General features: G+C 59.0%; 20 protein-coding genes and 2 pseudogenes. 16 read left to right on the top strand and 6 right to left on the bottom strand.

The window, feature by feature from the left end:
* Positions 1 to 421: 421 nt before the first annotated feature.
* Complete coding sequence (locus FHT86_RS06995) at positions 422 to 1,216, bottom strand: helix-turn-helix transcriptional regulator (RefSeq protein WP_133706139.1); 795 nt, start codon at positions 1,214 to 1,216, stop codon at positions 422 to 424.
* 1,056 nt (positions 1,217 to 2,272) lie between these two features.
* Between FHT86_RS06995 and FHT86_RS06990 the strand changes: the two genes are divergently transcribed.
* The 5 genes from FHT86_RS06990 (at position 2,273) to FHT86_RS06970 (ending at position 9,677) form a co-directional block, all read left to right on the top strand.
* The gene (locus tag FHT86_RS06990) at positions 2,273 to 3,232 is read left to right on the top strand and encodes a fibrinogen-binding protein (RefSeq protein WP_133706138.1); all 960 of its coding nucleotides are present in this window, start codon (positions 2,273 to 2,275) and stop codon (positions 3,230 to 3,232) included.
* A 156-nt stretch (positions 3,233 to 3,388) separates the two neighbouring features.
* Positions 3,389 to 5,413 carry a hypothetical protein gene (locus FHT86_RS06985; RefSeq protein WP_133706137.1) on the top strand — a complete coding sequence of 675 codons (2,025 nt, stop codon included), beginning with the start codon at positions 3,389 to 3,391 and terminating at the stop codon, positions 5,411 to 5,413.
* A 135-nt stretch (positions 5,414 to 5,548) separates the two neighbouring features.
* Positions 5,549 to 7,777 carry a type I secretion system permease/ATPase gene (locus FHT86_RS06980; RefSeq protein WP_246779462.1) on the top strand — a complete coding sequence of 743 codons (2,229 nt, stop codon included), beginning with the start codon at positions 5,549 to 5,551 and terminating at the stop codon, positions 7,775 to 7,777.
* Positions 7,778 to 7,782: 5 nt separating this feature from the next.
* Positions 7,783 to 9,144: an HlyD family type I secretion periplasmic adaptor subunit gene (locus FHT86_RS06975; protein ID WP_133706135.1), complete on the top strand. Its 1,362-nt coding sequence runs from the start codon at positions 7,783 to 7,785 to the stop codon at positions 9,142 to 9,144.
* Between the two features lie 41 nt (positions 9,145 to 9,185).
* Positions 9,186 to 9,677 (top strand): hypothetical protein, encoded by a 492-nt coding sequence (locus FHT86_RS06970; RefSeq protein WP_133706134.1) that lies wholly within the window; start codon positions 9,186 to 9,188, stop codon positions 9,675 to 9,677.
* A gap of 19 nt (positions 9,678 to 9,696) precedes the next feature.
* Here FHT86_RS06970 and FHT86_RS06965 read toward each other — a convergent pair whose 3' ends face one another.
* Positions 9,697 to 9,978 carry a DUF883 family protein gene (locus FHT86_RS06965; protein ID WP_133706133.1) on the bottom strand — a complete coding sequence of 94 codons (282 nt, stop codon included), beginning with the start codon at positions 9,976 to 9,978 and terminating at the stop codon, positions 9,697 to 9,699.
* A gap of 178 nt (positions 9,979 to 10,156) precedes the next feature.
* Here FHT86_RS06965 and FHT86_RS06960 point away from each other — a divergent pair, with 178 nt between their 5' ends.
* The 5 genes from FHT86_RS06960 to glp are packed head-to-tail and all read left to right on the top strand — an operon-like array spanning position 10,157 to position 15,645.
* Positions 10,157 to 12,049, top strand: a complete 1,893-nt coding sequence (locus FHT86_RS06960; protein WP_133706132.1) for a peptidylprolyl isomerase — start codon at positions 10,157 to 10,159, stop codon at positions 12,047 to 12,049.
* Positions 12,050 to 12,074: 25 nt separating this feature from the next.
* A complete protein-coding gene (gene trpD / locus FHT86_RS06955) occupies positions 12,075 to 13,091 on the top strand; it encodes an anthranilate phosphoribosyltransferase (protein WP_133706131.1) in 1,017 nt (338 codons plus the stop codon).
* A gap of 12 nt (positions 13,092 to 13,103) precedes the next feature.
* Positions 13,104 to 13,919 (top strand): indole-3-glycerol phosphate synthase TrpC, encoded by an 816-nt coding sequence (gene trpC / locus FHT86_RS06950; protein WP_133706130.1) that lies wholly within the window; start codon positions 13,104 to 13,106, stop codon positions 13,917 to 13,919.
* A 1-nt stretch (position 13,920) separates the two neighbouring features.
* Positions 13,921 to 14,415, top strand: a complete 495-nt coding sequence (gene moaC, locus FHT86_RS06945) for a cyclic pyranopterin monophosphate synthase MoaC (RefSeq protein ID WP_133706129.1) — start codon at positions 13,921 to 13,923, stop codon at positions 14,413 to 14,415.
* 3 nt (positions 14,416 to 14,418) lie between these two features.
* On the top strand, positions 14,419 to 15,645 hold the full coding sequence (gene glp, locus FHT86_RS06940; RefSeq protein WP_133706128.1) for a gephyrin-like molybdotransferase Glp: 1,227 nt from the start codon (positions 14,419 to 14,421) through the stop codon (positions 15,643 to 15,645).
* 66 nt (positions 15,646 to 15,711) lie between these two features.
* Here glp and gnd read toward each other — a convergent pair whose 3' ends face one another.
* Positions 15,712 to 16,737: a phosphogluconate dehydrogenase (NAD(+)-dependent, decarboxylating) gene (gene gnd, locus FHT86_RS06935; protein ID WP_133706127.1), complete on the bottom strand. Its 1,026-nt coding sequence runs from the start codon at positions 16,735 to 16,737 to the stop codon at positions 15,712 to 15,714.
* A 371-nt stretch (positions 16,738 to 17,108) separates the two neighbouring features.
* Here gnd and FHT86_RS37890 point away from each other — a divergent pair.
* The 3 genes and pseudogenes from FHT86_RS37890 to FHT86_RS06925 all read left to right on the top strand — a co-directional run.
* Positions 17,109 to 17,258, top strand: a pseudogene (locus tag FHT86_RS37890) (MBL fold metallo-hydrolase); the annotation flags it as partial.
* Positions 17,259 to 17,282: 24 nt separating this feature from the next.
* Positions 17,283 to 18,284: a dicarboxylate transporter/tellurite-resistance protein TehA gene (tehA, locus tag FHT86_RS06930; RefSeq protein WP_133706126.1), complete on the top strand. Its 1,002-nt coding sequence runs from the start codon at positions 17,283 to 17,285 to the stop codon at positions 18,282 to 18,284.
* Between the two features lie 34 nt (positions 18,285 to 18,318).
* Positions 18,319 to 18,689, top strand: a pseudogene (locus FHT86_RS06925) (VOC family protein).
* An 84-nt stretch (positions 18,690 to 18,773) separates the two neighbouring features.
* On the opposite strand, the gene FHT86_RS06920 reads toward FHT86_RS06925, so the two are convergent.
* On the bottom strand, positions 18,774 to 19,904 hold the full coding sequence (locus tag FHT86_RS06920; RefSeq protein ID WP_133706125.1) for a citrate synthase: 1,131 nt from the start codon (positions 19,902 to 19,904) through the stop codon (positions 18,774 to 18,776).
* A gap of 84 nt (positions 19,905 to 19,988) precedes the next feature.
* Between FHT86_RS06920 and FHT86_RS06915 the strand changes: the two genes are divergently transcribed.
* Positions 19,989 to 21,077, top strand: a complete 1,089-nt coding sequence (locus FHT86_RS06915) for a citrate synthase/methylcitrate synthase (protein WP_133706124.1) — start codon at positions 19,989 to 19,991, stop codon at positions 21,075 to 21,077.
* 28 nt (positions 21,078 to 21,105) lie between these two features.
* Here the strand turns inward: FHT86_RS06915 and FHT86_RS06910 are convergent, their stop codons facing one another.
* Entirely contained in the window at positions 21,106 to 21,981 is an 876-nt protein-coding gene (locus tag FHT86_RS06910) for a LysR family transcriptional regulator (protein ID WP_183868550.1), read from the bottom strand.
* A 98-nt stretch (positions 21,982 to 22,079) separates the two neighbouring features.
* Here FHT86_RS06910 and FHT86_RS06905 point away from each other — a divergent pair, with 98 nt between their 5' ends.
* Both FHT86_RS06905 and FHT86_RS06900 read left to right on the top strand, forming a co-directional pair.
* Positions 22,080 to 22,679, top strand: coding sequence for a LysE family translocator (locus tag FHT86_RS06905; protein ID WP_133706123.1), 600 nt, complete (start codon positions 22,080 to 22,082; stop codon positions 22,677 to 22,679).
* Between the two features lie 254 nt (positions 22,680 to 22,933).
* Positions 22,934 to 24,832 (top strand): TPR end-of-group domain-containing protein, encoded by a 1,899-nt coding sequence (locus tag FHT86_RS06900; RefSeq protein WP_166656766.1) that lies wholly within the window; start codon positions 22,934 to 22,936, stop codon positions 24,830 to 24,832.
* A 19-nt stretch (positions 24,833 to 24,851) separates the two neighbouring features.
* Here the strand turns inward: FHT86_RS06900 and FHT86_RS06895 are convergent, their stop codons facing one another.
* Positions 24,852 to 26,711 (bottom strand): CHASE2 domain-containing protein, encoded by a 1,860-nt coding sequence (locus FHT86_RS06895; protein WP_133706121.1) that lies wholly within the window; start codon positions 26,709 to 26,711, stop codon positions 24,852 to 24,854.
* Between the last annotated feature and the right edge of the window lie 11 nt (positions 26,712 to 26,722).

Below are 26,722 nucleotides of genomic sequence, written 5' to 3'. Positions count from 1 at the left end.
CAACTAGCAGCTCTTATGGAGCTGCATTCTGTACTTAAAATACGTTGATTGAGAAGAGTAACGCAAATTTATTTGCAGTAATAATTCGTGCAAATCTCCAATTTTCTACAGTATCGAATCGGACGTTAACTTCGTTGATGCAACAATGATAAGATAGCTTTACGCTACGTCAACGGAAATTTGATGGATGATTAGGCAAAATATACTAAATAGCTATTTCCCAGGTAGGGTATTGGCACTTTTAGTGCACGGAACATAGTCCACTTTCATGAGTGGCCTAAGCGTTGGGTTAGCAACGACGGGAGGGACGGTGCAGCTCCAGTCATGTGGCTCGATAGTATATCTGGCCCAAACCGGGAGACAGAAAACGGCCGCCCACGTTGTCGCGAACGGCCGTCTCCTCTAAATTCCTATATGCAGATCAGTTTCGCCACCGACGTGATGGATCCCGATCCAGCCCGTTGTCCGAGTTGAAGAAGCGTGAGGCCGCTTCCGTTCGATTGCGGACGTTCATTTTCTTGTAGATGTTGCGGACGTGAACTTTGACCGTATTCTCGGACAGGCTGAGCTGGTCCGCTATGATCTTGTTCTGTGTCCCCTTGCAGATGAGATCCAATATTTGGACCTCGCGCGTTGTCAGTGCCTGCAGGCTGCCGTTGCGCATGGCAATAGTGTCCTCGTAGGGTCTATGGCCGTTGGCAAAACGCGTCTGTGTCTGGTAGAGCGGCTGACTCACATGTGGCCCGTCCCCAGAGAGCCGGCGCAGCAGCGCCGAGGGGAAATGTTCGCCACCTTTCATCAGCAAGTCGATCGCTGCCATGAAGACATCAAGGCGGAGATTAAGCGGCAGAACGCCGTGTATGTTCCGTCCCTCGACAAGTCTGGCGACGTATGGATCGTGCAAATCGATGGTCTCGACCACCAGCCCGATCGATATTCCGGGCGAGTTTGCCCTTATTGCATGTAAAGTATCCTGCATTTCCTCAGATTGAAGATGGTATAGCAGGATCAGTTTGACGCCCTCCAGAAGTTTACCCTGAAGCGCCTTCGAGTCAGTTATGCTCACGATGTCGTATGCCGCAAATCTGGCACCTAAAGTCTGTACCAGGCATTCGGAAAAGAGATCGGCATCCGCCAGTACGACGATAGTCTCTCTCAGGTTTATGATATTATGATTGTCCTCAGCATCCCCTGTTCTTACGCTCGCGATGTACATTTGTGCATCCCCCAAAGCTCGCAGCCATGTGTTGTTAACCCGCTTTTTGCCGGAATGTTTTTTTTATGAGCACGGTGCCCTGATAGGACTGTTTATGCAGTCTTCTTAATTAATCTAAAACTATATTAATCCATGCGATCGTAATTGGAAATTGCCCAAAGGGGTTAGTTTCGCCGTAAAAGCGTTAAAAATTATCACGAATGTGGGAATTTGGGTAAATTGGGGGCCGCACTAGTGCTCAGTTTTGCACATTTTCGGACATTTCTGTTTAATCGGCCAACCTGAGGTAGCTGTTGTTTGCAACTGGCGGAGGCTCAAACCAACCGAAATCGGCCACTTTCGCCCTGAGCGAGTCACTGAACCGAAGACTGGCTCAAAGCATAGTAAGCGTCGATATACTTTTTATTACATTTTGAAATTTCATAGACATGATCCATTTTTGCAACGGTTTCAGACTTAGTTAGATTTGTGAAATATATTACTTGGGTGCAGCGCGACAATTGGTAAGCGCTTAAGTCAGACGGATTAAGACTGCACAAGCGGGCGATGCGCACCCCCATGCCGACAAGGCTGTCGATGGCTCATAAAACCCAAAAAAATCGAGTGACAACAGCACTTTAAATCTTATGCGCTAATCCGAAAAAATCCGATTTATTAAGCCGAAACAGAGCGGTAGCCCGAATTGGTATCTATGAGCTTGTGTTGTTTTCAGTCAAAGTCCCACTGTTCCGCACCAACCGCGGAATTTTGGGGAAATGGCAATCCGGTCTTTTGTTTCGCGTTCCCGGTCAACCTCCTCCCCCCAAATTTCTAGAGACAGTCGAGAGCAGAATGCGTTGACGCTTAAACTGAGCGCCAAGGCGGATTTGCGTCCTTTGTTTGGCGTAGCCGCAAATCCCAATAGGCCAGGTCCTGAACCAACAGGCCGGTTTTGACGGTAGACATGTAGTGCGTACACCTGCCGCAACGTTAACAGAGTTGGGGCCGCCGCGAGCAAATCCCGTTTAGATGAGAGGGATTTCCCGAGACGGCCTCCTCATTTGGAGGAAATTGAAGATGTCTCCTGATTTTGATATCGCCAACATCAGCGCCGATGACGACCTGAAGGTCGGCGCGTTGGCGGATGGTCTTGCGACCAGTGCCGTCAATTCGACGGAAGTGGATGACGGTTCGACCGGTCTTGTCGGCGTCGCCAATACCAATAACAGCAATAATACCAATACTACCGATACGGATGTCGACGTTAAAGACAACGGCGACAACCGCGACAACGACAACAATGGCGACAATCGTGATAACAGCTACGACTGGGATTACGACAGCAAGGTAATCACCAAGACTGACACGGATACGGACATCAACATCAAGGATAATGGCGATAATCGCGACAACAGCTACGATTATGACTACAAGTCCATTACCAAGACCGATACCGATATCAAGACGATCACCGATACCGACGTTCGCACTGAGGCCAACGATAACGGCGACAACCGTGACAACTACGCCTACAGCGACTCCAGCTATCATTCCGACTACGACTTCGGAACGATCAAGGATGTCCATGATGTCGGTAATCTTGGCGTTGCAGGCGGCGATCTGACATTCAATCTCGGAGACGATTTTTCCTTCAACCTCAATGTCAATGACGTGCTCAATGATGCGCTGGGCGGCGGCGGCAACGATAACGGCTTCAGCTTGATTCAGGCCAACAATCTGGCAGATCAGGATCAGGCCTATGACATCAAGATGCAGAACGAGGATGCCAGCATCGACCTCGGAGCCGATGGTGGCCACTCCCATGCCGATGGCCTCGACCTCGACCCAACCTTCAATTGGAACGGAGTTCCGAGCGTAGGCCATGACATGACCGGTACGGCCTCGGCGGATTCTTCCGCTATCATTGCCAATTCCGGCTTCCATCAGGAAGTGGTCCAGGGTGCCAACCTGCTCACCAACTCTTCGGATATTACCGTTGTTGGCGGCGATCATCACGAGACCGTTGGCGACTCCTGATTTCGAAGCGAAAGCCATGCCTTTGTGCGCCGGCCGGGGGGACCGGCCGGCGCACATATCGTGGCTTGAGCCTGGATTTCCCTGAAATGACAGCCGTCGGCAGCGACGACATCGGCTCGGATATGCCAGGCGTTTCTGCAAATTGGGGGGCATGTCATGGATGTGGAAAAAATCTCGGAGATCATCGCCCACTTCATAGGGCTCTTCGACACGCAGATCGAGGATTTGCGTCTGCGGCAGAGCTATACGGATGGGACGTTGCCGGACGACAAACCGGAGGAACAGCCCGAGCCGACCGCAGCAAAGGACGATTTCGCTTCTGGGCTGACGATGGTCGACTATGCGCCCGAGGTGAAATACATCTCCTCCCCCTATGACTTTCGCTATGACCAGGCATACCTGCACGACGATCCTTATCGTGTGCGCATAAGCGGTCCGGACGGCCACGCCCCGGTGGAAATCCCAACCATCCTCCGTCGTCCCGAAATCGAAGTTCAGCCTATAGTTTCTCCGGATAAACTCACCGTCCATACAGGCCCAGGTTCGGAGGCCACTCATCTGGTTCAGGTCAACGTCTTGCGCGACGACGATGTCCTCGACATGACGAATTCTTCCCATCACCTCGTTCGTGACGTTTCCGACGTCTACGACTGGCTCGAGCAAGCGAGCGCGAAGGCCGATGAACTCTCACCCCTTGCTTCCCTCCAGCGGACGGAGAGCACCGAAGGCATAGCGAAGCTGGCCGACGACTTGCATGCACTTGCCAAAACCATCGAAGCAAATGGCGGCGTCAACATTCAAGGCGCCGACGGCAGCCACTATGTGGTGATAGCCGGCGATCAGCCCGATTTCATTTATGTCAACGGCGCGCTGGTCACCAGCGCACCGCATCTGGAAGACTTCATGCCGGATCGGGGAATTGCCGCGCAGAAAGCGGATACGGAAGGAACAGAAGGACCTGTTCATCTGGCGGGACTGGGTTCGAACTCGCTCGACATCGCCGCCGGCGCCAATATCGCGGCAAACATCATCGACATCCTCGACACGAATGTCATTTCGCCCGTCATGGCCGTCATGGGCGATTATCATTCCATCGACGCCATCTCGCAGATCTATGTCTACGCTGACAACGATAAGATCGATTGCGCCTTAGGCGGCAATGAAGAGGCTTCACAGAGCGCCTTGACGATCGGCAGGAATATCGCCGTTTTGGAGCACACCCAGTATCAGGTGGCCTCGACACCCGAACACACCAACGATAACGGCGATCCGGTTTTCCCAAGCTTCTGGCGTGTCAGCGTCATCGAAGGCGACGTCTCGTTCGTGCACTGGACAGAACAATATAATTTCCTCTCGGACAACGATACGATGCGGGTGACGACCACCGGTGTCGAGACGACGCTGGTAACCGGCGGCAATGCGTTGCTCGACCTCGCCTCATTTTTTGGTCTCGGTATGCAGTACGATCTGATGATCGTAGGAGGCCATGCTTTCGATATCAATTCGATCAGCCAGATCTCAATACTCTACGACAACGACGTGGTGTCGACCGGTGCAGATAGCGAACATATCCAGACCGGCGGCAATCTGCTCTGGAACCTCGCGTCGATCAATAGTATCGGCCTGTCCGATCGTTTCAGTGCGATGCCCGATTTCATCAACGAGACGATCAAAAATATCCAGGACCGCACTAACGAGTTACCGGATGGGCTTGCTCACGACCCGAACTTCGCCGGTCGCGAGGCGCTGAGTGTTCTTTACATCACCGGCAACTTTATGGACGTCAACGTGATCAAGCAGATCAACATCGTTGGCGATTCCGACATCGTGCACAAGGTCGCAAGCGATGTGTTGGCGAACAACCAGAATGCCACGGTATCGATCGACACCGGCAGCAACGCTTTGGTCAACATCGCCAATATCACCGACTATGACAGCGTCGGCCATGCGACCTATCTCGCCGGCAATCTCTATTCCGATACCGTCCTCATCCAGGGCGGGCTAGTCGACCATGATCAGACCGATGTGAACCAGAATAGCCATCCGCTGGCCAATGAAGTGATCGCTTTTCTCGACGATCACGACCCGCAGACCACGCAGGATGGAACCATTGATCTCGGCCACGACATGTCTTGGCACAACGGCGCTGTGGGCGACGTCATGCAAACCGTTGTCGCGTAGCCGGAGACAGACAGGGGGGCGCTTTCGATGAACCAGGTTTCAAAGCTGAGCACGGCGGAAAGTCGAACATTGCACCTGACGTCGCTGGCTTCCGGTGACGATGAGCAGACGACCGAGCGCGATACTGCCTCCTATATGGCCGCCATAGAAGATGCAGTGGAGAGCCTGAAGCGGCTGCGGCGTGAGCCCAAGCCCGCGATAGCACCGGTCTTTCCTGCTGAACCGCCGAAATCAGATGCCATATCTGCAAGCGTCGAAACGAATACCACCCTCACCTCCGTAGAACTTTCTGTCGTGACGGAGGTTGACGGTGGCCCCGCCGCATCTACGACCGACCTCGAGATGCGGCGGGTGTTGCACGCTCCGGACATCGATCCGGTCCCCGTGATCGAGCCGGCACCTGAGATCGCTCCGGCGCCGGAAGCGCCGGCTGCCGAAAAGCCAAAGCTTGAAATGCCCAAGTTTGAATTGAAAGTGGATCGCGTCCAGCCGCTACCCCGGACGATCGACAACGATCCCGGTCCAGTTCGTGAGAACGAGCGCCGGCCGCTTGGCGGCGGCGGTCATGGTGGCGACGGTGAACGGGGGAAAGGCGGTGGCGGGGGAGGCAATGACGGCAGTATCTTCCACAAACGCAGCGCCCAGCCGATCAATTTCGCCGCCAGCCTGCGCAAGGGCATTTCCGTCGTCCAGCACAACATGCTGATTGTGATGGTTTTCACCTTGGCCATCAACGTTCTGGTGCTTGCAATCCCGATCTATCTATTCCAGATTTCCGACCGAGTTCTGACCAGCCGCTCGATCGATACTCTGGTCATGCTGACCGTCGCTGTCGTCGGCGCCATCCTCTTGCAGGTCATCTTGGATTCCGTACGCCGCTTCATCCTGATGCGCACGGCCGTCGAACTGGAAGTGCAGCTCGGTGCACCGATCCTGAGCGCAGCCGCTCGTGCGTCCTTGAACGGCAATGGTCGGGATTACCAGACACTTGCCGATCTGCAGCAGCTTCGGTCCTTTTTGACCTCGGGCACGCTGCTCGCCTTCCTCGATGCGCCGTTGATGCCGCTTTTCGTCATCGTGGTCTATCTCGTGCATCCGCACCTCGGCATGATCGTCATGACGTGCTGTGCCGTCCTGTTCGTTATCGCCTATCTCAATCAAAAAATGACGGCGAAACAATTTGCCGAAGCCAACGCCTTTGTCAGCCGCGCCAATTTCCATCTCGATTCCATGGCTCGCAATTCGCAGATCATCAACGCGCTGGCGATGATCCCCGAAGCCGTGAAGATGTGGGGACGTGAGACCGCGGGATCGCTGAAATCGCAGGTGGCCGCCCAGGACCGCAACATCGTCTTTTCAGGTCTCACCAAGGCTTGTCGCTTGATCACCCAGGTCACCTTGCTCGGCTGGGGCGCGCATCTCTCGCTCTCCGGTCAGTTGACGGGCGGCATGGTGATTGCGGCCTCGATCATTTCCGGCCGAGCATTGGCGCCGGTCGAAGGGGCGATCGAGGGTTGGAATCAGTTCAATCATTCCCGCGCCGCTTATGGCCGCATCAAGCAACTATTGATGAATTCACCGCTGAATTTCCCGCGGCTGCGCCTGCCCAATCCGGAAGGACGGCTCGACGTGGAGCGTATTCTATTCGTCCCGCCGCCGCAGAAGCGCGTCATTTTGAATGGCATCTCCTTTTCGTTGAAGAAGGGGGAATCGCTCGCCGTCATTGGCAATTCCGGTTCCGGCAAGACGACACTCGGCAAAATGCTGGTTGGCTCGATCCTGCCGACCTCCGGAAATGTCCGGCTCGATCTCATGGACTTGCGCAACTGGGACCAGCGCCAGTTCGGCGAAAGTATCGGTTACCTGCCTCAGGACGTGCAGCTCTTTCCAGGCACGATCAAGGCCAATATCGGCCGCATGCGCGACGACGTCGAAGACCGGCTGATCTACGAGGCGGCCGTCCTTGCCGATGTGCACGAACTGATCGCCACTTTTCCGCAAGGTTATGAGACGGTGGTCGCCGCCGATGGTGCGCCGCTTTCCGGCGGGCAGAAGCAGCGCATTGCGCTTGCCCGCGCCTTCTTCGGCAATCCGAAATTTGTCGTTCTCGATGAACCGAATTCCAATCTGGACACCGCGGGCGAAGCGGCCCTTGCCCGCGCGCTCCTTCACGCAAAAAAGCAGGGCATCACCACCGTGACGATCACCCAGCGCCCTGCCCTGCTTCAATGCGTCGACAAGATCCTGGTTCTGAAGGACGGATCGGTCGCCATGTTCGGTGAGCGCGCCGATGTGCTGAAGACGCTGAGCGGCAAGCCGAATAACGAGATCGGAAACCGGCCGCCGCCGAGGATTGAAGGGTGAGCGCCATGTTCAGGAAAAATAAGGACAAAAAGAAAAACGACAACGAACAAGGGCAACTCGAGTGGTACAGCGAGGTGCCGCGATCCATCAGGCTCTACAGCGTCTCGGGCCTTGCTATCCTGTTCGCCTCTTTCGGCGGCTTCGGCTATTGGGCCGCGACCGCACCGATCGCGTCGGCCGTCATTGCCCAAGGCAGTTTCGTCGCCACCGGCAACAACAAGATCATCCAGCATCTCGAGGGCGGCATTATCAAGGAGCTGATGGTGAGCGAAGGCCAGGTCGTGCAGGAGGGGGATATCCTGCTCACCCTCGATCCCACGGCAGCTCTCGCCAACGATCGGGCGCTGAAGCTGAGGCGGTTGAGACTGGAAACGGTGGTCGCCCGATTGAGAGCCGAAGCCCAGGGCAATGAAGAATTCAAGGTCCCCGATATCGTCACGGCGGACGCCGACGATCCCGATGTGACCGCACTCATACAGAGCCAGGTTGTCGTCTTCCACAGCAAACAGTCCAAACTGCAGGAACAGCTTAACCTCATCGAAAAGAACATCCGCTCGCTGGAGTTTCGCACGAAGGGATATCAGGGCCAGCGACAGGCCTTCGTGACGCAGCTCTCGCTTTTGACCGATGAACAAGAGTCTAAAGAGAAGCTTTCGAAAATAGGCGTCGTCAGGCGTTCCGACCTGTTGGCTGTCCAGCGCGCGGTCGCCGACGCCATGGGCGACCTTGCCCGCATCGATGCAGAGCTGAACGAGAATGAAGCCCAGGTGGCCAAATACCGCCAAGAGGCAATCATTGCCATCAACGCCAACAAGCAGGCGGCGCTCGACGCGCTGGAAACGGCCGAATCCGATCTGGACAGCGTGCGAGAGCAGGTGCGTGAGGCTGCGGGCGTGCTTGACCGCACAGTCATCCGCTCGCCGGTCGGCGGTACGGTCATTCGCGCCTACTATCATACCGCCGGCGGTGTCATCACGACGGGTAAACCGATCATGGAGATATTGCCGAATAATGTGCCGCTGATCATCGAGGCACAGGTGCTACGCACCTCGATCGACCAGTTGCATGAGGGCGAGTCCGCCTCCATACGCCTCTCGGCCCTCAACCGGCGCACGACGCCGGTTCTGAACGGCAAGGTGTTCTATGTTTCAGCCGACTCGATCGAAGAAAATTCCGGTTCGACCCAGCGCGATGTCTACATTGTTCGCGTCCAGATCCCGAGCGAGGAGATCAAGCGTATTCCAGGCTTTCGGCCTGTGCCCGGCATGCCGGCGGATGTGTTGATCCAGACCTCCGAACGCACCTTCTTCGAATACCTCTCCAAGCCGGTGGTCGACAGCATGTCGCGCGCCTTCAGGGAGCGGTGAACGACTTTGTACCTTTGATCAATTGAACCTAGGACCGCGCCATGCCTGCAATGTCCGATATTTTGCTCCGCGTGGGCCGCCTGAACTATGTCTGGACCAACACGGAAAGCCTCTTGATCTATATCATTGCGCATCTGTTGAATGTGGAGAAGGACGCAGCCATCATCGTCTTCCTGACGCTGAATACAACGCGAGCGCGCATCGATTTGGTCGAGCGTCTGGCGAAGCTGTCGTCCACACCGGCGGAAGACAGTCGCGCCGTACTGGCGCTGATGGGCCGCCTGAAGCGGGAATCGAAGATGCGCAACAAATACAATCACTGCATCTATTCCTTCGACGAAAACGGTGAGATCTCCAGCACGCAGCTTATGCGTCTGGTGGAGGACGACCGGCACGTCAAATACGGCAAAGTCGAGCAACTGGATCTGCGTGAAATCGAAAGGCTGGAGAACTCGATCAAGGAGATTGTCGAGATCAGCAAGGCGTTATGGATATTCATCCGCGCTAGCCCGCGTTTTCATGACGAGCTTTAGGACAGATCAAGTCTTTGGCTTAGCGGCGGCTCAGAAGGCCGAGGAGATAACCGATGCCGGCGGCTGCCGCGATCATGAAGATCGGCTCCTGGCGTACCCTATCGCGCAACTGCTCGGTGATTTCCTGAGCTTCCTCGGTGACGACGGACTTTGCGCCCTGCCCCACCGCGGCCATGCTGCGCGAGAGTTTCGTCAAATCCTCTCGAAGCGCGGCGATCTGCACAGCAAGGTCTTCGACGGCGGTTTCAGCGTGTGCCTGTGCTGAGGCGGATTGGGCGGAAGCGGATTTCGTCTCGGCCATCGTCGGCTCCTCTCGTTACTGAGCAATCAACGTCATTCCTGGGTAAAGGTTCCGCATCGGCTGCGCGTGGCGGGTGATTTCCTTGGTAGCTCTTCAATTCCGGTTCGGATTGTTCTAAGGAACTCCGATTGCTTCGCCTGTGGGCGAGGACGGTGTTGATGACGAGGTTTGCCTTCCGATGTTCGATGTGTTGAGAAAAATCGCCCAGACCTGGGTTGCCAAGGGCTTGATGCTTATTCTGGCGGCAGCCTTCGGCATATGGGGGGTCGAGCGATCGCTAATTGGCGGCAGCGGCACCAATACCGTTGTGACGGTCGGTGACCAGCAGATCGATACCAACGAATTCCGGCTTGCCTATCGCCGTCAGATCCAAGCCATCAGCCAGCAACTGCGGATGCAGATCACGCCGGAACAGGCGCGCGCCTTTGGCATCGGACAGCAGACGGTCGCCCAGCTTGTTGCCGGGGCCTCTCTCGACCAGCTCGCCAGCGATATGAATCTCGGCCTGTCGCAGGATCGCCTCGCCCAGCTTATTGGCGACGATCCGGCGTTCAAGGCGCTGAATGGTACCTTCGATCGGCAGAAATTCGAGAGCTTGCTGCGCAACAGCAACATCAATCCTGACGACTATATCAAGGAGCGCAGCAAGGTTGCGGTCCGCAGCCAGATCGTTGAGGCGGTCTCCAATGGCTTTACAGCGCCGAAGGTTTTAGTGGATGCCGTCAAGCAATATCACGATGAAAACCGTAGCATCGATTATCTGCTGTTGACCAACGCCAATATCGACCCGATCAAGGCGCCAGCCGAGGACGTGCTGTCGAAATGGTTCGATGGTGTGAAGTCCAAATACCGCGCGCCCGAATACCGCAAGATCGCCTATGTGAAGCTGCAGGCCGAGGATGTCGCTGATCCTTCAAGCGTAACCGACGATGCGGTTCGCGCCGAGTTCGAAAAGCGCAAGGATAGCTTTACGACACCGGCAACGCGCACGATCGAGCAGCTTACCTTCGCCAACAAGGATCTCGCCAACGCCGCCGCCGACGCGCTGAAGACCGGCACGACGTTTGATCAGTTGGTCACGGATCAGGGTAAGAAGCCGGCCGACGTGCTGCTCGGCACGTTCACCAAGGATCAGGTTCCGGATCAGACGATCGCCCAGGCTGCCTTCGCCGTTACCAAGGACGGCGGCACGACGCCCGTCATCGACGGTTCCTTCGGCCCGGTCATCCTGCGTGTTACCAATGTCAAGGCGGAGACGGCAAAGAGCTTCGACGATGTCAAGGAAGACATCCGCAAGCAGATTGCGCTCAACAATGCCGCTGACGAAATCACCAGCGCCCACGACAAGTTCGAAGATCTGCGCGGCTCCGGTGCGTCGCTGCAGGAAGCTGCGCAGCAACTGAAGCTGAAGATGGTGACCGTCGATTCGGTCGATGCCACCGGCCTCGATCAGAGTGGCAACGAGGTCAAGGATATACCCGCCAAGCAGCAATTGCTGGCTGAGGTCTTCAAGGCCGACCAGGGCAGCAATGCTGCACCCTTGACCATCGGCAACGATGGCTACGTCTGGTACGACGTGCTGAACATCACCCCTGATCGCGATCGCCCACTCTCCGAAGTGCACGACAAGGCCGTTGCCGACTGGACCGCCGAGCAGCAGAAGATCGCCCTTGCCGCCAAGGCCGTCGAGCTGAAGCAGGAGGCGCAAAAGGGCAAGTCGCTTGCCGATATCGCCGCGCCGCTGGGCATCGCCGTCGAAAGCAAGGCTGATGTGACCCGCACGACGGACGATCCGGTTCTCGGCCGTGGCGGTGTCGCTGCCGCTTTCTCCGGCCCTGTCGACGCGGTCGCCAACGCCATCGGCGCTGACGATACGACGCAGATCCTCCTGAAGGTTACCGACGTCAATGACAATCCGACGACTGATGCGCTGAACAACGACGATCAGCAGGCGGCTCAGATTGCCAACGCCGCCGGCGACGATATTCTCGACCAGATGGTCGCCGACCTCCAGTCCAAATACAGCGTCACGGTCAACCAGAGCCTCGCCGAACAGGCGATGTCTCGCTAGGCCCGATCGGGAGGATCGATAGCCGATGGCTGAATTGAAACCTTTCCTCGCCAAGGTCGCCAACCGCGAGGCGCTGACGCGGGATGAAGCTCGTCAGGCATTCGAGATCTTGATGTCGGGTGAAGCCACGCCTTCGCAGATTGGCGCCTTCCTGATGGCGCTGCGGGTGCGCGGCGAGACGGTCGATGAGATTGTCGGCGCGGTCACCACCATGCGCGCCAAGATGTTGTCCGTGGAAGCACCGGCGGATGCGATCGATATCGTCGGCACCGGCGGCGATGGCGTCGGCACCTACAATATCTCGACGCTCGCCGCCTTCATCGTGGCGGGCGCTGGTGTGCCGGTCGCCAAGCACGGCAACCGCGCTCAAAGCTCCAAGGCCGGCACGGCTGATACGCAGTCCGTACTGGGCATCAAGCTCGATATCGGCCCAGAAGTGATTGCCCGCTGCATCCGCGAAGCCGGCATCGGCTTCATGTTCGCGCAATTGCATCATTCCTCGATGCGCCATGTCGGCCCTTCGCGGGTCGAGCTTGGCACGCGGACGATCTTCAATCTATTGGGACCGCTGTCGAACCCGGCCGGCGCGCGTCGGCAACTGCTCGGTGTCTTCGCGCCGCAATGGGTCGTGCCGCTCGCCGAGGTGCTGAAGGATCTCAATGCCGAAAGCGTCTGGGTCGTGCACGGCAATGGTCTAGACGAGATCACCACGACCGGCACGACCTCGGTGGCAGCACTTGAAAATGGCAAGATCCGCACCTTCGAGCTGACGCCCGCCGATTTCGGTCTCCCGCACGCCGATCTTGCTGACCTCAAGGGCGGCGATGGTGTCGTCAACGCGGCAGCGCTCAGAGAGGTGCTGAGCGGTGCGAAGAACGCCTATCGCGATATCTCGCTCGCCAACGCGGCGGCATCCCTGGTGATTGCCGGCAAGGTAGAAACGCTCCATGATGGCATGAAGCTCGCGGCCCAGTCGCTCGATAGCGGTGCGACGGCTGCCGCGCTGGAAAAGCTGATCGCCGTCTCCAACGACGAAGAATAGGATCAGGACATCATGACCGATATCCTCCAGAAGATCGAAGCCTACAAGCGCGAGGAGATCGCCGCCGCCAAGGCCAAGGTTTCGCTTGCCGATCTCAAGGCGATGCAGGCCGAACAGTCCGCACCGCGCGGCTTCCATAAGGCATTGGTCGCCAAGAAGGACGCCGGTGCCTTCGGTCTGATCGCCGAGATCAAGAAAGCGAGCCCGTCCAAGGGGCTCATTCGTCCCGATTTCGATCCGCCTGCCCTTGCAAAGGTCTATGAGGCCGGTGGCGCTGCCTGCCTCTCCGTACTGACGGATAGCCCGAGCTTCCAGGGTGCGCCGGAGTTCCTCACTGCTGCCCGCGCCGCCTGCGCCCTACCGGCTTTGCGCAAGGATTTCATGTTCGAAACCTATCAGGTGCATCAGGCGCGCGCCTGGGGCGCCGACTGCATTCTGCTGATCATGGCCTCGCTCTCCGACAGCGACGCCGAGCGGCTGCAGGACGAAGCCTTCGGCCTCGGCATGGATGTACTGGTCGAAGTGCACGACGCCGAGGAGATGGAACGGGCATTGAAGCTCTCTTCGCCACTTGTCGGCATCAACAATCGCAATCTGCGCACCTTCGAAGTCAGCTTGACGGTCAGCGAAACCCTGTCGGCCATGGTTCCAGAAAGCCGGCTGCTGGTCGGCGAAAGCGGTGTCTTCACCCATGCCGACTGCAAACGTCTCGAGGCCGTCGGCATCACCACCTTCCTCGTCGGCGAGAGCCTGATGCGCAAGGACGACGTGGCGGCGGCGACGCGTTTGTTGCTCACCGGCGAAACCGGCATTTTGGCGGCCGAGTGAAATGAGCGCGGAGAAAGCCGGCCTCACCCATATTGGCGCCTCCGGCGAGGCGCATATGGTCGATGTCGGCGACAAGGCCGAAACGGTCCGTATCGCCACCGCCGAAGGCCATGTAAAAATGAAACCGGAGACGCTGGCACTGATCCGCGAAGGAAATGCCAAGAAAGGCGATGTCATCGGCACGGCCCGGCTCGCCGGCATCATGGCTGCCAAGCAAACAGCCAACCTTATCCCGCTTTGCCATCCGTTGATGCTGACCAAGGTCACGGTCGACATCGCCGAAGACACAGCCCTGCCCGGCCTGCGCGTGATCGCCACCGCAAAACTCACCGGTCGCACCGGCGTCGAGATGGAGGCGCTGACGGCAGTCTCCGTCGCGTGCCTGACGATCTATGACATGGCCAAGGCCGCCGACCGGACGATGGAAATCGGCAGTATCAGGCTATTGGAGAAATCCGGCGGCAAATCCGGCGATTTCCGTCACCCGGAGGCCTGACAGATGAGCCTTTTACCCGTTGCTGATGCTCAAGAGCGTCTGTTGAATAGCGCAACGCCGCTCTATCGCGTCGAAAGTGTTACCCTCGATATGGCCGAAGGCCGGGTTCTAGCCAAGGATCTGACCGCGCGCCTGACGCAGCCGCCCTTCAACGCCTCGGCGATGGATGGCTATGCTCTCCGTTTCGATGACGCCGCCGAGTCCGGCGCGCTGCTGACCGTGATCGGTGTTTCCGCCGCGGGCCGCGCTTACGAAGGTACGGTCGGCAAAGGCGAGGCCGTGCGCATTTTCACCGGCGCGCCGGTTCCTGCCGGTGCCGATTGCGTGCTGCTGCAGGAAGATGCCGAACGGCTCGACGACGGTCGCATCCGCACCACCTATCCTCTGCGCGAGGGGCAACATATACGCCCGCGCGGCCAGGACTTCGCCGAAGGGGAAGTGGTGCTCCCGGCGGGCATGGTGATGGATTTTTCGCGGCTGACAGTTGCCGCCGCGATGAATCATCCGACACTCGATGTTTACCGCCGTCCGCTGGTGGCGATCCTGGCGACGGGTGACGAGCTGGTGACGCCCGGCAGCGAGCCCGGTACCTCTCAGATCGTCGCGTCAAACACATTCGGCATTGCGGCTCTCGCTCGCAGCGCCGGCGCTCATGTGCTCGACCTCGGCATCGTCCCTGACGACAAGTCGGAAATCACCGCCGCAATTGGCCGGGCACAGGTCGCGAAAGCTGATGTTATCGTGACACTCGGCGGCGCATCGGTCGGCGATCATGATCTGGTGCAGGCGACCATGGTCGCAGCCGGTATGCAGCTCGATTTCTGGCGTATCGCCATGCGTCCTGGCAAGCCTCTGATGGTCGGCAGCCTCGGCGAAACCCATGTCCTCGGTTTGCCCGGCAACCCGGTCTCCAGTCTCGTCTGTGGCCTTTTGTTCCTGGAGCCGCTGATCCGCAAGCTCGCCTCGCTGCCACCTGTGAGGCGTGAAACCGTCGCGCGCACCGCAGTAATGCTCGCCGCCAATGATCAGCGCCAGGACTATGTCCGCGCAACGCTGACGAAATCCGCAGATGGCGGCTGGCTCGCCGAGCCCTTTTCCAAGCAGGATTCTTCGATGATGAAGGTCTTTTCCCGCTCGGATTGCCTCATCATCCGCCCGGCGCGAGCGCCCGACCTTGCTGCAGGCTCCTTTTGCACCGTCCTGTTGTTGCGTCCGGAGCTGCTTGGCTAAGCCGGATATGAAAATGCCGGGCAGTTTGACCCGCCCGGCATCAATTTCATCAAATCTAAATCGGGATTACTTGACCGGCTTCTCGTGGTGGCCGCCGAAGCCTGCGCGCATGGCCGACAGAACCTTGTTGGCGTAATCGTCATTGCCGCGCGAGGCGAAGCGGCCGTAGAGGGCGGCGCTGAGAACCGGTGTCGGGACGCCTTCGTCGATCGCAGCCGAAATGGTCCAGCGACCCTCGCCGGAATCCGAAACGCGGCCGGCATATTGGGACAGGGCGGCGTCGCCATGCAGTGCATCGGCGGTAAGGTCGAGCAGCCAGGAGGTGATAACGCTGCCACGGCGCCAGACTTCGCTGATTTCGGCGATGTCGAGGTTGTATTGATAATATTGCGGATGCGACAGCGGCGCGGTTTCGGCGTCGGCTTCGGTGGTCTGCAGGCCGATATTGGCATGACGCAGCACGTTGAAGCCTTCGGCGTAAGCGGCCATCAGGCCATATTCGATGCCGTTATGGACCATCTTGACGAAGTGGCCGGCACCGGACGGGCCGCAATGCAAATAGCCCTGCTCGGCGGTGCTGACGCTCGAAGCCGCTTCGGAGCGCATTTTCGACGGAGCGACGTCGCCGACGCCCGGTGCGAGCGTTGCGAAGATCGGCGACAGGTGCTGAACCGTGGCCTTTTCGCCGCCGATCATCAGGCAATAGCCGCGCTGCAGGCCGAAGACGCCACCGCTGGTGCCGACGTCGACATAGTGAATGCCCTTCGGCTTCAGTTCTTCGGCGCGGCGGATGTCGTCATGATAGTAGGAGTTGCCGCCGTCGATGACGATATCGCCGTCTTCGAGCAGCGGAACGATCTTGGCCAGCTCCTTGTCGACAATTGCGGCCGGCAGCATCAACCAGACGGCACGGGGACGGGAGAGCTTCGATACGAAATCTTCGAGCGACGTGCTACCGGTGGCGCCGAGCTGTTCAAGCGCCGAGATGCTTTCCGGACGCGCGTCGAAAACGACGGCGCTGTGGCCGTCCTTCATTAGGCGCTGCACCATGTTGCTGCCCATGCGGCCGAGGCCAACCATTCCGATTTGCATGTGTCATTCTCCTAGGAGGGTTTTAATCGTTTTGAAAATTCCATAAAGACATTTCGCAGCATTTGCCAATGAACAAATGACGGGCGAGCTATGCAGGCGCGCAGGATCAGGCAGAAAATGCCGAACTCACGCATCTGTGACATTGCCCGTAGCTGCTCTTGCCTTCGTCCTGCGACCGCGTCTCCGCGGTTGTCTAGTGAGCCGGATATCTACACCGTCTTGATAGCGTGAATCGTACTTCGCCGGCTTGAACAGAAACGGCTATTTCAACAAGGCTATCAAAATTCAACGGTCCTCAAAATTCAACGGTCCATTGTCATCGACCGAGCGCGCATAATTCCGCCCGGACGTTCGGGGAGGCTTTTCCGTGGAGTGTACGCGACAATGTCGCGAGACTAAAGAAGGCTCATTCGCTCGACGAAATCGCCATTGCAAAGCCATCCGCGAAATTCGATGCGAAATGGGGTAAGTTCGTCATCGATCCGCGTTTCTTCACACAGCTCGTCTATGAAGGCGTCTAAAGTCGCATCGCCAAAGGAGGCACCATGGCCACTCCCCTGAAACTGCCGCTCGTTCCGGCTGCATTCTTTGGTATGGTGCTCGGCCTCTCCGGTCTCGGCAATGCCTGGCGCGCGGCGACGCGCGTCTGGCAACTGCCTGCGGCAATAGGTGAGACGATCACATTTGTCTCGATCGCTGTATGGGCAACGCTGATTGTGCTTTACGTGCTGAAATGGGCCGTGGCTCGTGAAGAGGCGTTGAAGGAAGTGGCCCATCCGGTGCAGTGCTGTTTCATTGGCCTCGTCGGCGTCGCCACCATGCTGGTGGCTGGCGGTTTGCTGCCCTATTCTCGCATCGGCGCTGAAACCCTGTTCATCCTTGGAGCCATCTATACGCTGGCCTTCTCAGTCTGGAGAACCGGCGGTCTCTGGCAGGGCGAGCGGGATGTCACCGCCACGACCGCCGTGCTTTATCTGCCAAGTGTGGCCGGTAGTTTCGTAACCGCCATCGTCGCAGCCGCCCTTGGTTTTCCCGATTGGGGCCAACTCTTCTTCGGCGCCGGATTCTTTGCCTGGCTCGCGATCGAATCCGCCCTCCTGCATAGGCTTTTGACGGCGCCAGCATTGTCGCCGCCGCTGCGCCCGACGCTCGGCGTCCAACTTGCCCCGCCGGCCGTCGGCTCGGTCGCCTATATCAGCGTCATGTCCGGACCACCAGACCTTTTCGTGCATGCCATGATCGGCTACGGCATCCTGCAAGCCCTAGTCATGCTGCGTCTGCTGCCGTGGATCACCAAGGAGGCTTTCAGCCCGGCATACTGGGCCTTCACCTTCGGCGCGACGGCGCTGGCGACCGCCCCCTTACGTCTGATCGAACGCGGCGACACCGGCCCAGTCGCGCAAATTGCGCCGATCCTCTTCATCGCCGCCAATGTCGCCGTGGGGCTGATCGCGCTCGCCACGATTTGGCTCATTGGCAATCGCAAACTGACCATCGGTTGGGCGGAGCTGTCGCGTCGGGGTGCCGGTCCTGTGGGACAACGTTGATAAGGCATTCGTGCCGGTAAGCTGTGGAGTGGATATGCTAGATCATGTCACAATCGGTGTCAGCGATGTGGAGCGGTCGAAGACCTTCTACGATGCGGCCTTGCTCCCCCTTGGTATCGAACGCTTGTACGCTGAGGGAGCGATTTTTGCGGGATACGGGACAGGCCGAAAGCCTTCTTCTGGATCGGACATCGAGACGCGCCGCAAACAGGCGTCCACGTTGCTTTCACGGCTCAAAGCAGGGCTATCGTCGATCAGTTCTATGAAGCGGCGCTGGCGGCAGGCGGGCTGGATAATGGACCTCCAGGCATACGATCCCACTATCACCCCGACTACTACGGCGCATTTGTTCTTGATCCAGACGGGCACAACATTGAAGCCGTTTGTCGCTCGGCAGTGAGTTAAATCTATCCGCGAAGCAGTTGCCCCGGATTTGCTCCCCGGAAGTTAGCGATAAAGTCAAACTTGTCGGACATGGGCACCCGCTGGTCACTCCACGGGTGGGCCGACGTAGCGTGCGCGCGGCCGGATGAGGCGACCGCTTGTCGATTGCTCCATGGCATGCGCCAACCACCCGACCGTGCGGGCCAGTGCGAAGATGATCAGCGGCGCGTCGTGCGGCAGATGATAGGCGGATGTCATTGCCGTCAGGGCAAAATCAACGTTGACGCGTTCTCCAACCAGCTCTTCGGCCACGTTTCGAACCTCCGCGAACAGGGGCGGCAGCGTAAAGCAGGCAAGCAGCGCCCGGGCGCGCGCATCGCCGTCCGGATAGAGCGGGTGCCCGACCGCTGGCAGTGGCCGTCCCTCGGCAAGATAACTCCGTACCGCCTCCTCTGCGCCGATCGCTGCGGCACGGGCAATCAGTGAGCGCACACTTTGCCATGCGCCGCCATGCAGCGGTCCGGTCAGTGTCGACAGGCCGGAGAGCGCTGCTGCTGACAGCGTCGCACCAGCGGAGGCAGTGATCCGCGCCGTGAAGGTCGAGGCGTTGAGCTCGTGATCGGCGAAGAGCACGAGAGAGCGGCGAATGAGTTCGCCGGCGTCCGGCCGGTTCCACGCCCCGGCGAGGCGCTGATGTAGCGGCAAATGAGGCAGACCAGGCGCCAGCGCACAGGCAACCGTGCCGAATACGCTTTCCGCTTCGGTTTGCAGCGCCGTCAGCGATCGTCCAAGCGATGGCAGGTCGGTTGTGGCGCGCTCGGCCAAGGCTGAAAAGACCGCAGTTATCGCGGGCGGCCTTTGATTGCCCTGCCCTTCCAACCGCAGCGGCCGCTTCATGTCCCACAGGAGTAGCGCGATCTCCTCCAACGTCGCGTGTTCGGCAAGATCAGCCGCATTCTGTCCGCGATAAAACAATCGTCCTTCCGAGACCGTCGATAACGCCGACGGCAGCACAGGATCGCCCCATTGGATGGCGTCGGCCGCCACGACCTCGGTTTTTCGGCGTCCTGCGTGCCTCGCCGCTAACCGCTTGACGTCGTCGGTGAAGTAAAGGCTCCGCCGCGTATCAGCCGGATCGGGCTTCGCACGGATGCGGCCGCGACTGACATTGGCGTAAAGCGTCTGTGATTTGGTGCCCAGCAGGTCAAGCGCCTGCTCCGCCGTCAGCCAACTCATGGTTCCTCATATTGATCAATTACGTCAAGATTGACGTCAATGAAAATAGGACTCATCTAAGCGTATAGTCAAAGGAGAATAGTGATGAAAAGTGGTCTCGAAGATATCATTGCTGCCGAAACCAAGCTGTCCGACGTGGATGGTGCCGCCGGCCGGCTGATCATTCGCGGTGTGTCGCTGGACGATCTGGTCGCGACCAGCCGCTTTGAAGATGTCGCCGCGCTGCTGCTGGACGGCCTGTTCGAGGAACATGCCGATGCCGCAAGCATCAGGACGCAACTGGGTGCCGCGCGCGTAGAGCTGTTTGCGCATGTCAAAGCGGCCGATGCGGTCTTGCTGGCTCTGCCGCCGGTGGAAGCCATGCGGGCGCTGCTGGCTCGTATCGAAGATGGCGAGGATTTTGCCACCGCCATCCGCCTGATGGCTGCGCCAGCCGTCTTTCTGCCTGCCGTACTGCGCCTCCAGAAAGGTGAAAAGCCGATCAAGCCGGACGCCTCCCTGTCGCAATCCGCCGACATCCTGCGCATGCTGACAGGCAAGCGCCCAACGCCGCAGCAGACAGCCGGTCTTGACGCCTATCTGGTGACGATCTCAGATCACGGGCTGAACGCCTCCACTTTCGCCTCTCGCGTCATCGCCTCGACCCATGCCGGCCTGACATCGTCAGTGTTGGCTGCGATCAGCGCTCTCAAGGGGCCGCTGCATGGCGGCGCGCCCGGCCCGGTGCTCGATATGCTGGATGCGGTGGGCGAGCCGGCCAATGCTCGCGCATGGCTGTCGCAGGCACTCGACCACGGCGAACGGCTGATGGGTTTCGGCCACCGCATCTACCGCGTTCGTGATCCTCGTGCCGATGCCCTGAAGACGGCGCTACGGCCGATCTTTGCGAGTGGTCAGGCGGATGCCGGCCGCATTGCGCTCGCCGAATCGATCGAGGCCGCGGCGCTGGTGCTCTTGAAGGAACGCAAGCCTGACCGTCCGCTGGAAACCAATGTCGAGTATTATACCGCCCTGCTGCTCGATGCCCTTGGTTTCCCGCGTAACGCTTTCACTGGCGTCTTTGCGATCGGCCGCACCGTGGGCTGGATTGCTCATGCACGCGAGCAGATGCTCGACGGCCGCCTGATCCGTCCGCAGTCGCGTTACGTCGGACCTTTGCCGAAGGCTGCATAGTAAAAGCGGCTACCAGTCGAATGGATCCTCAAGCGGCTGCCATCTGTCGCGGCCGCATCAGCCCTTCGCGGATATGGCGGGCGAGCTCGGTTGCAGGTGGCGTCGCTTCGCTTTTGGATAAATAGAGGTTGACGGAAAAGATCGGCAAGTCCGGCAGGCCTTCGCTCGCGCCGAGAATATCGAGGTCGGCGGGGACAGTGGAGGCGAGCCAGGCAGTGATCGCAAGGTCGGTGCGAACTGTGGCCGTTGTCGCCTCGATATTGCCGTTCTCAAATATGGTGCGCCAGCGTCGCCCATCGTCGCGCAGCGCTGCGAAGACCGATGGCCGGAAGGCGCAGGTATCGGCCACCATCGAAATCGGCAGCGGGTTCTTTCGGTGCGCGCTGCCCGCTTTTGCACCCACCCAAACCAGCCGGTCGATGGTCAGGCATTCGCCCTTGGATGTGCCGAGCGGCTCCTCGATGACGCCGAGATCGATCACACCGTTGTCGAGCGCCTGCATCAGCTCGGGCGATGAGCCGCAGACTAGTGAAATCTCTACCTGCGGATGACGCTCGACATAGGATTTGAGAACCGGTGCCAGAATCGTCCCGACAAGATCATGGGGCACGCCAAGCCGCACACTGCCTTCGACGACACTTTCCGTCATGTCGGCCAAAATATCATCATTGAGGATCAGCAGCCGGCGGGCATTGCCAAGCATTCGCTCACCCGCGTCCGTGAGCCGCAATCCGCGTTTCTCCCGTTCGAACAGGGCACAGCCGAGCATATCCTCCAGCCGCTTGATCTGCTGGCTGACGGCGCTCTGCGTCATGTGCAGAATATTGGCGGCAACCGTCATGCTGCCGTGATCGGCAACGGCGGCAAAAGTCCTAATGAGGGCGACATCAAAGTTTCGGGTCATATCTGCATTATAAACGCTAATGCGTCGGTCCTTCAACATTCGTTTTTCTGATGGCAGCCATTCGCCTATGTCTTCACTAGAAGATGGAGATCAGCCGCATGACCATCGACGAGCTATTGCCCCTTATCGTTTTTACGCTCGTCTCGACGATCACGCCGGGCGCCGCCACGACGCTTGCCACCGCCTCCGGCGCGCATTTCGGTTTTCGCCGGTCGATACCAGTCATGGCCGGTTGCGCCATCGGTCTCGGTTCCATCGCTTGCGCGGCTGCGGCTGGGCTGGGCAGCTTGCTAATGGCCTTGCCTGCACTGCAGGTCGCGATGAAAACGCTCGGCTCGCTCTATCTGATATGGCTCGCCGTGCGCATAGGCCGAAGCGGCCAGCCGCGTCTAGACGGCGACATGGCAAAGCCGACAAGCTTTATGACCGGTGTCTGGATGCTCTGGTACAATCCCAAGGGCTGGGCAATGACGATCGGCGCGGCCGCCTCCTTCGCCGCTTTGGCCAGCAACCCGGCGACTCTCGCCATCTTGCTCGGCATGACGTTTTGCCTTGTCGCCGCATTTTCGTTGGCCATTTGGTGCGCTCTTGGGCAATTGCTTGGCCGTTTGCTGAAAACGTCGTGGCAGTGGCGCGCGCTGAATTTTTTCCTCGCCTGCCTGCTTGTGATTTCCATCATCCCCATGTGGCGCGGATAAAGCCAAAAATGGCGAATATGCCCACGATATGTGAGATTTTGCGTCGTTCGGGCTAGCGAAAATGGTGGGACTGTAGCCCTTACCTCAAAGGGACTAACCACAAAGACCGCTCGCTTCTTGGTGCAAATTGGTGCTATCTGCGCCGCCAAATCGTTTTCCAACTGCCATGGTGCAATATGGAACGCTACGCACGACATTGTGACAATATCGGCGTAAACTGCAGCCTTAGACCACAAGATGAATTCGGGGGGCACTTGGAGCGCCGACTGACTGCCATTCTTGCTGTCGACATCGTGGGCTACAGCCGCTTGATGGGAATGGACGAGGCCGGCACGCTGGCAGCGGTGAGGCAGCATCGTGCCGAAGTTTTGGATCCGAGGATCACCCAACACAAGGGACGCATCGTCAAGCACACCGGCGACGGCATGCTGGTCGAATTTTCGAGCGTGGTGAACGCGGTCTCCTGCGCTGCCGAAATCCAGCGCGATATGCTGACGCGTAACGAGAATGCACTGGAGGATCGCCGTATCGAGCTGCGGATCGGCATCAACCTCGGCGACGTCATTGTCGAGGATGGTGATATTTTTGGCGAAGGCGTCAATCTCGCGGCTCGTCTCGAAGCCATTGCCGAGCCGGGCGGCATCGCTGTCTCCGCCTCGGTGCGCGATCATGTCGGCTCCCGTCTGGGCGTTTCCTTCGAGGACCGTGGCGAACACTCCCTCAAGAACATCGCCCATAGTGTCCGCGTCTATACCGTTTCTATCAATTCACCAACCACCTCATCGGTGGTTGCGTTGCCGGCGCGGGATGGCCGCAAGCGGCTGGTGGCCGTCCTGCCCTTCGTCAACATGAGCGACGACCAGGAGCAGGAATATTTCTCCGATGGGATTACCGAGGATCTCATTACCGATCTCTCGCAAATATCGGACCTCAATGTCGTCGCCCGCAATACCGTCTTCACCTACAAGGGCAAGTCGGTGAAGGTGAAGCAGATAGCGCAGGAGCTCGGCGCGGATTTCGTTCTGCAGGGCAGCGTTCGCAAGGCTGCGCAGCGCCTGCGCATCACGGGTCAGCTCATCGATGCCCGCAACGGTGCACATCTCTGGGCCGGCCGTTTCGATCGCGATCTGACCGATATTTTCACAATCCAGGACGAGATCACCCATGCGATCGTCGATCAACTGAAGATCAAGCTGCAGCCGGAGGAAAAGAAGGCGATCGAAAGCGAGCCTACCGCCAATATCGAGGCCTATACCTATTATCTTCGGGGCCGGCAATTCTCGCATGCCTGGACACGGTCTTACCTGCTGTTGGCACGGCGAATGTTCCTGAAGGCGGTCGAGCTGGATCCGGACTACGCCCGCGCCTATGCCGGTATCGCCGATTGCGACTCGGCGTTGAGGGACTGGAGCCCGCGCGAGTATCCGCTGGAAAACATCATGGCGATGAGCGCCAAGGCGTTGGAACTCGATCCCGATTTGGCCGAGGCCTATGCTTCGCATGGTCTGGCTCTGCATCAAAGTGGCCAGAACGAGGCGGCAACTGCCGCCTTCGCCCGGGCCATGGCGCTACAGCCGAACCTCTACGAGGCAAATTTCCATTACGGCCGCTTCCTGTTCATGCATGGCCGGTTCGAGGAGGCTGTGCACTATTTCGAGCGCGCGGCGACCATTCGCACCGACGACTATCTGTCACCTGTGCATCTGATCAGCGCCTTTCGCTCGCTCGGAAAGACGAATGAGCTGGAGCGCTGGGCAAAGATCGGCATCGAGCGCGCCGAGCGGGCGCTTGATCTCAACCCGGAAAATTCCGGCCCTGCCCATCGTGGCGCTATCGCCCTTGCTCATCTTGGCGAGGCCGGACGCGCCAGGGAATGGGCGGCGCGTGCCCTCACGATCGATCCGGACGACATTTGTGCCCAATACAATGTTGCCTGCGCCTATGCCGTGCTCGGCGATCGCGATGCGGCGTTGGATCTGCTCGAGAGGTTGCTGCCGCTGAGTTCCGCCTACCAGGTGCTCTGGTTCAGCAACGATTCCGATCTGGATTCGCTACGCGACTCTCCGCGTTTCCAGAAAATGTTCGAGGTGTTTGATCGCGGGCATGCCTCGACGGAGCAAAGAGTTTCCAGCGAAGATGAAGCGCTGTGTTAAGGCATCGTACTTTTCGGGATTATGCTTGGCTCCGCCACAGCCAGACGGCCAACGAACCGGCCCGACCGCGCAAGTTTGCTTCGATCGGACCATCAAGCCTGCCTTCCAAATAGGGCGCGCTGTCGCGACCTGCAGCTTGCAGCAGGTCGTTGCTGATGGCGATCTCGGCATTGTTGCGGGCGGCCACCTCCATCAGGCGACTGGCGACATTGACAGTGTCGCCGGTTGCCGTGATCTGCTGCCGTCCGCCGCCGCCGAGCCTGGAGGCAACGACGGTACCGAAATGCGCGCCTATCTTGAAGCCGATGCGAGAGGCGATCGCTTCCGGTAGCGCCCCAAGCCAGCCTCTCATCCGGTCTGCAAGGCGAATGCAGCAGCGCGCCGCATTGGAAGGATCGTCCCGCTTCGGCTGTGGTAGGCCGAAGAGGATCATCGCGCCGTCACCCATGAAGCTCGTGATGGCGCCGCCGCTAGCTGTCACTTCTTCGTCGACAAGATCGTAAAAGCCGTTCAGCAGCTCGCGCACCGCCGTTGGACCGATCGCTTCGCTGAGGCCCGTGAAGCCGTTGAGATCTATGAAGACCACGGCCGCCTCCTGCCGCACCGGCTCCGCCAGAAAGCCGGGATCGCGGGCAAGATATTCGGCAAGACCCGGCGCCTGAATGCGCTGCAGGAGTTCACTTTGCTGCGCGAAATGCTTCGCCTGTTTGCGGCCGAGCCAAAGCTGTGCGGCGCCAAATAGTAGCGCCGGCGGCATCGCCGCTGCGATCGGCACGGCGGCACTCAGCCAGATACCATGTTTGAAGGCGCTGATGTTGATCGAGAGCCAGGCAAGGATGACGCAGAGCACCAAGATCAGGCCGATGGTGTTTCGCCGCCAGGCAAGCAGGCTAACGAGAACAAGCGGCAGGCCAATGGCAAAGCAGAGGTCAATGAGGCGCACGCCGCGGTCGCGGATCAACCCGTCCCCAGCCATCAAATGGGTGATCGATGTGGAAATGACTTCGACGCCCGGCAATACCGGGTCAAAGGGTGTCGGAAAGACATCGCCGCCGCCGGTGACGGTCGCGCCGATAACCACGATATGGTCCTTGATTGCCTCCTCCGGCAATTGCCCGTTCAACGCCGCATTGGCGCCGATGGTGCGGATCGTGCCGCGCGGGCCGTAGAAAGAGAGGGGCATAAGGTAGCCTGTATCGGTATGCACCGAACGGTCACCGAGCTTGATGTGGTCGGAAATGACGGTCGTAGGCTCGCCGGTTGCCGCGGAAACGAGGCGCAAGGAGAAGGACGGTTCGATTCGCTCGCCGCTGCGAAACAGCATCGGCACGAAACGCGGCGTTCCCGTCTGGTCGGTCTGGACATTGACGATGCCGTAGCTCGCGGCCTCTGCGAACTGCTGCTGCGGCTCCAGGAATTGCAGAGCGCTAGGTACGCGCGCGAGAGGCTCTTTGCTGTCCTCGGCAACACGCTGACGGCTTTCGGGAAAGACGCCGGCGGCGGCCAGCACGGCATTGGTCTGCTTCAGCGATCGCGTCAGCGCGGCATCGTCGGCCTCCGCGCCGGCATCCACCAAAAGCATGTCGAGGCCGATTGCTTTCGGCTTCAATGCGGCGATGGCATCAATGACTTTCGCAAGGGTAGCGCGGGGCAGCGGATAGTGTCCGGCCTGCCGGGACGTCTCGTCATCGATGGCGACGATGGTGACGACATCGGGCGGTTGCCGGCTGCCGCCGAGCACATTCCTCAGATTCGCCAGCGTCGCCTCGGCACCGTCGATAACCGGAATGTCGCCCCGCAGATGCGCGATACCGAGGCCCGCACCCCAGACGGCAGTCAATACAAGCGCAATCAGCGTCTGCAGCGGTGGTCTGCGCATGGGAATCAGGA

The organism is Rhizobium sp. BK313 (assembly GCF_014193655.1).
Taxonomy (GTDB): domain Bacteria; phylum Pseudomonadota; class Alphaproteobacteria; order Rhizobiales; family Rhizobiaceae; genus Rhizobium.
Note: the sequence above shows the minus strand (reverse complement) of the source record. Positions and strands in the feature narration are given on the sequence as shown.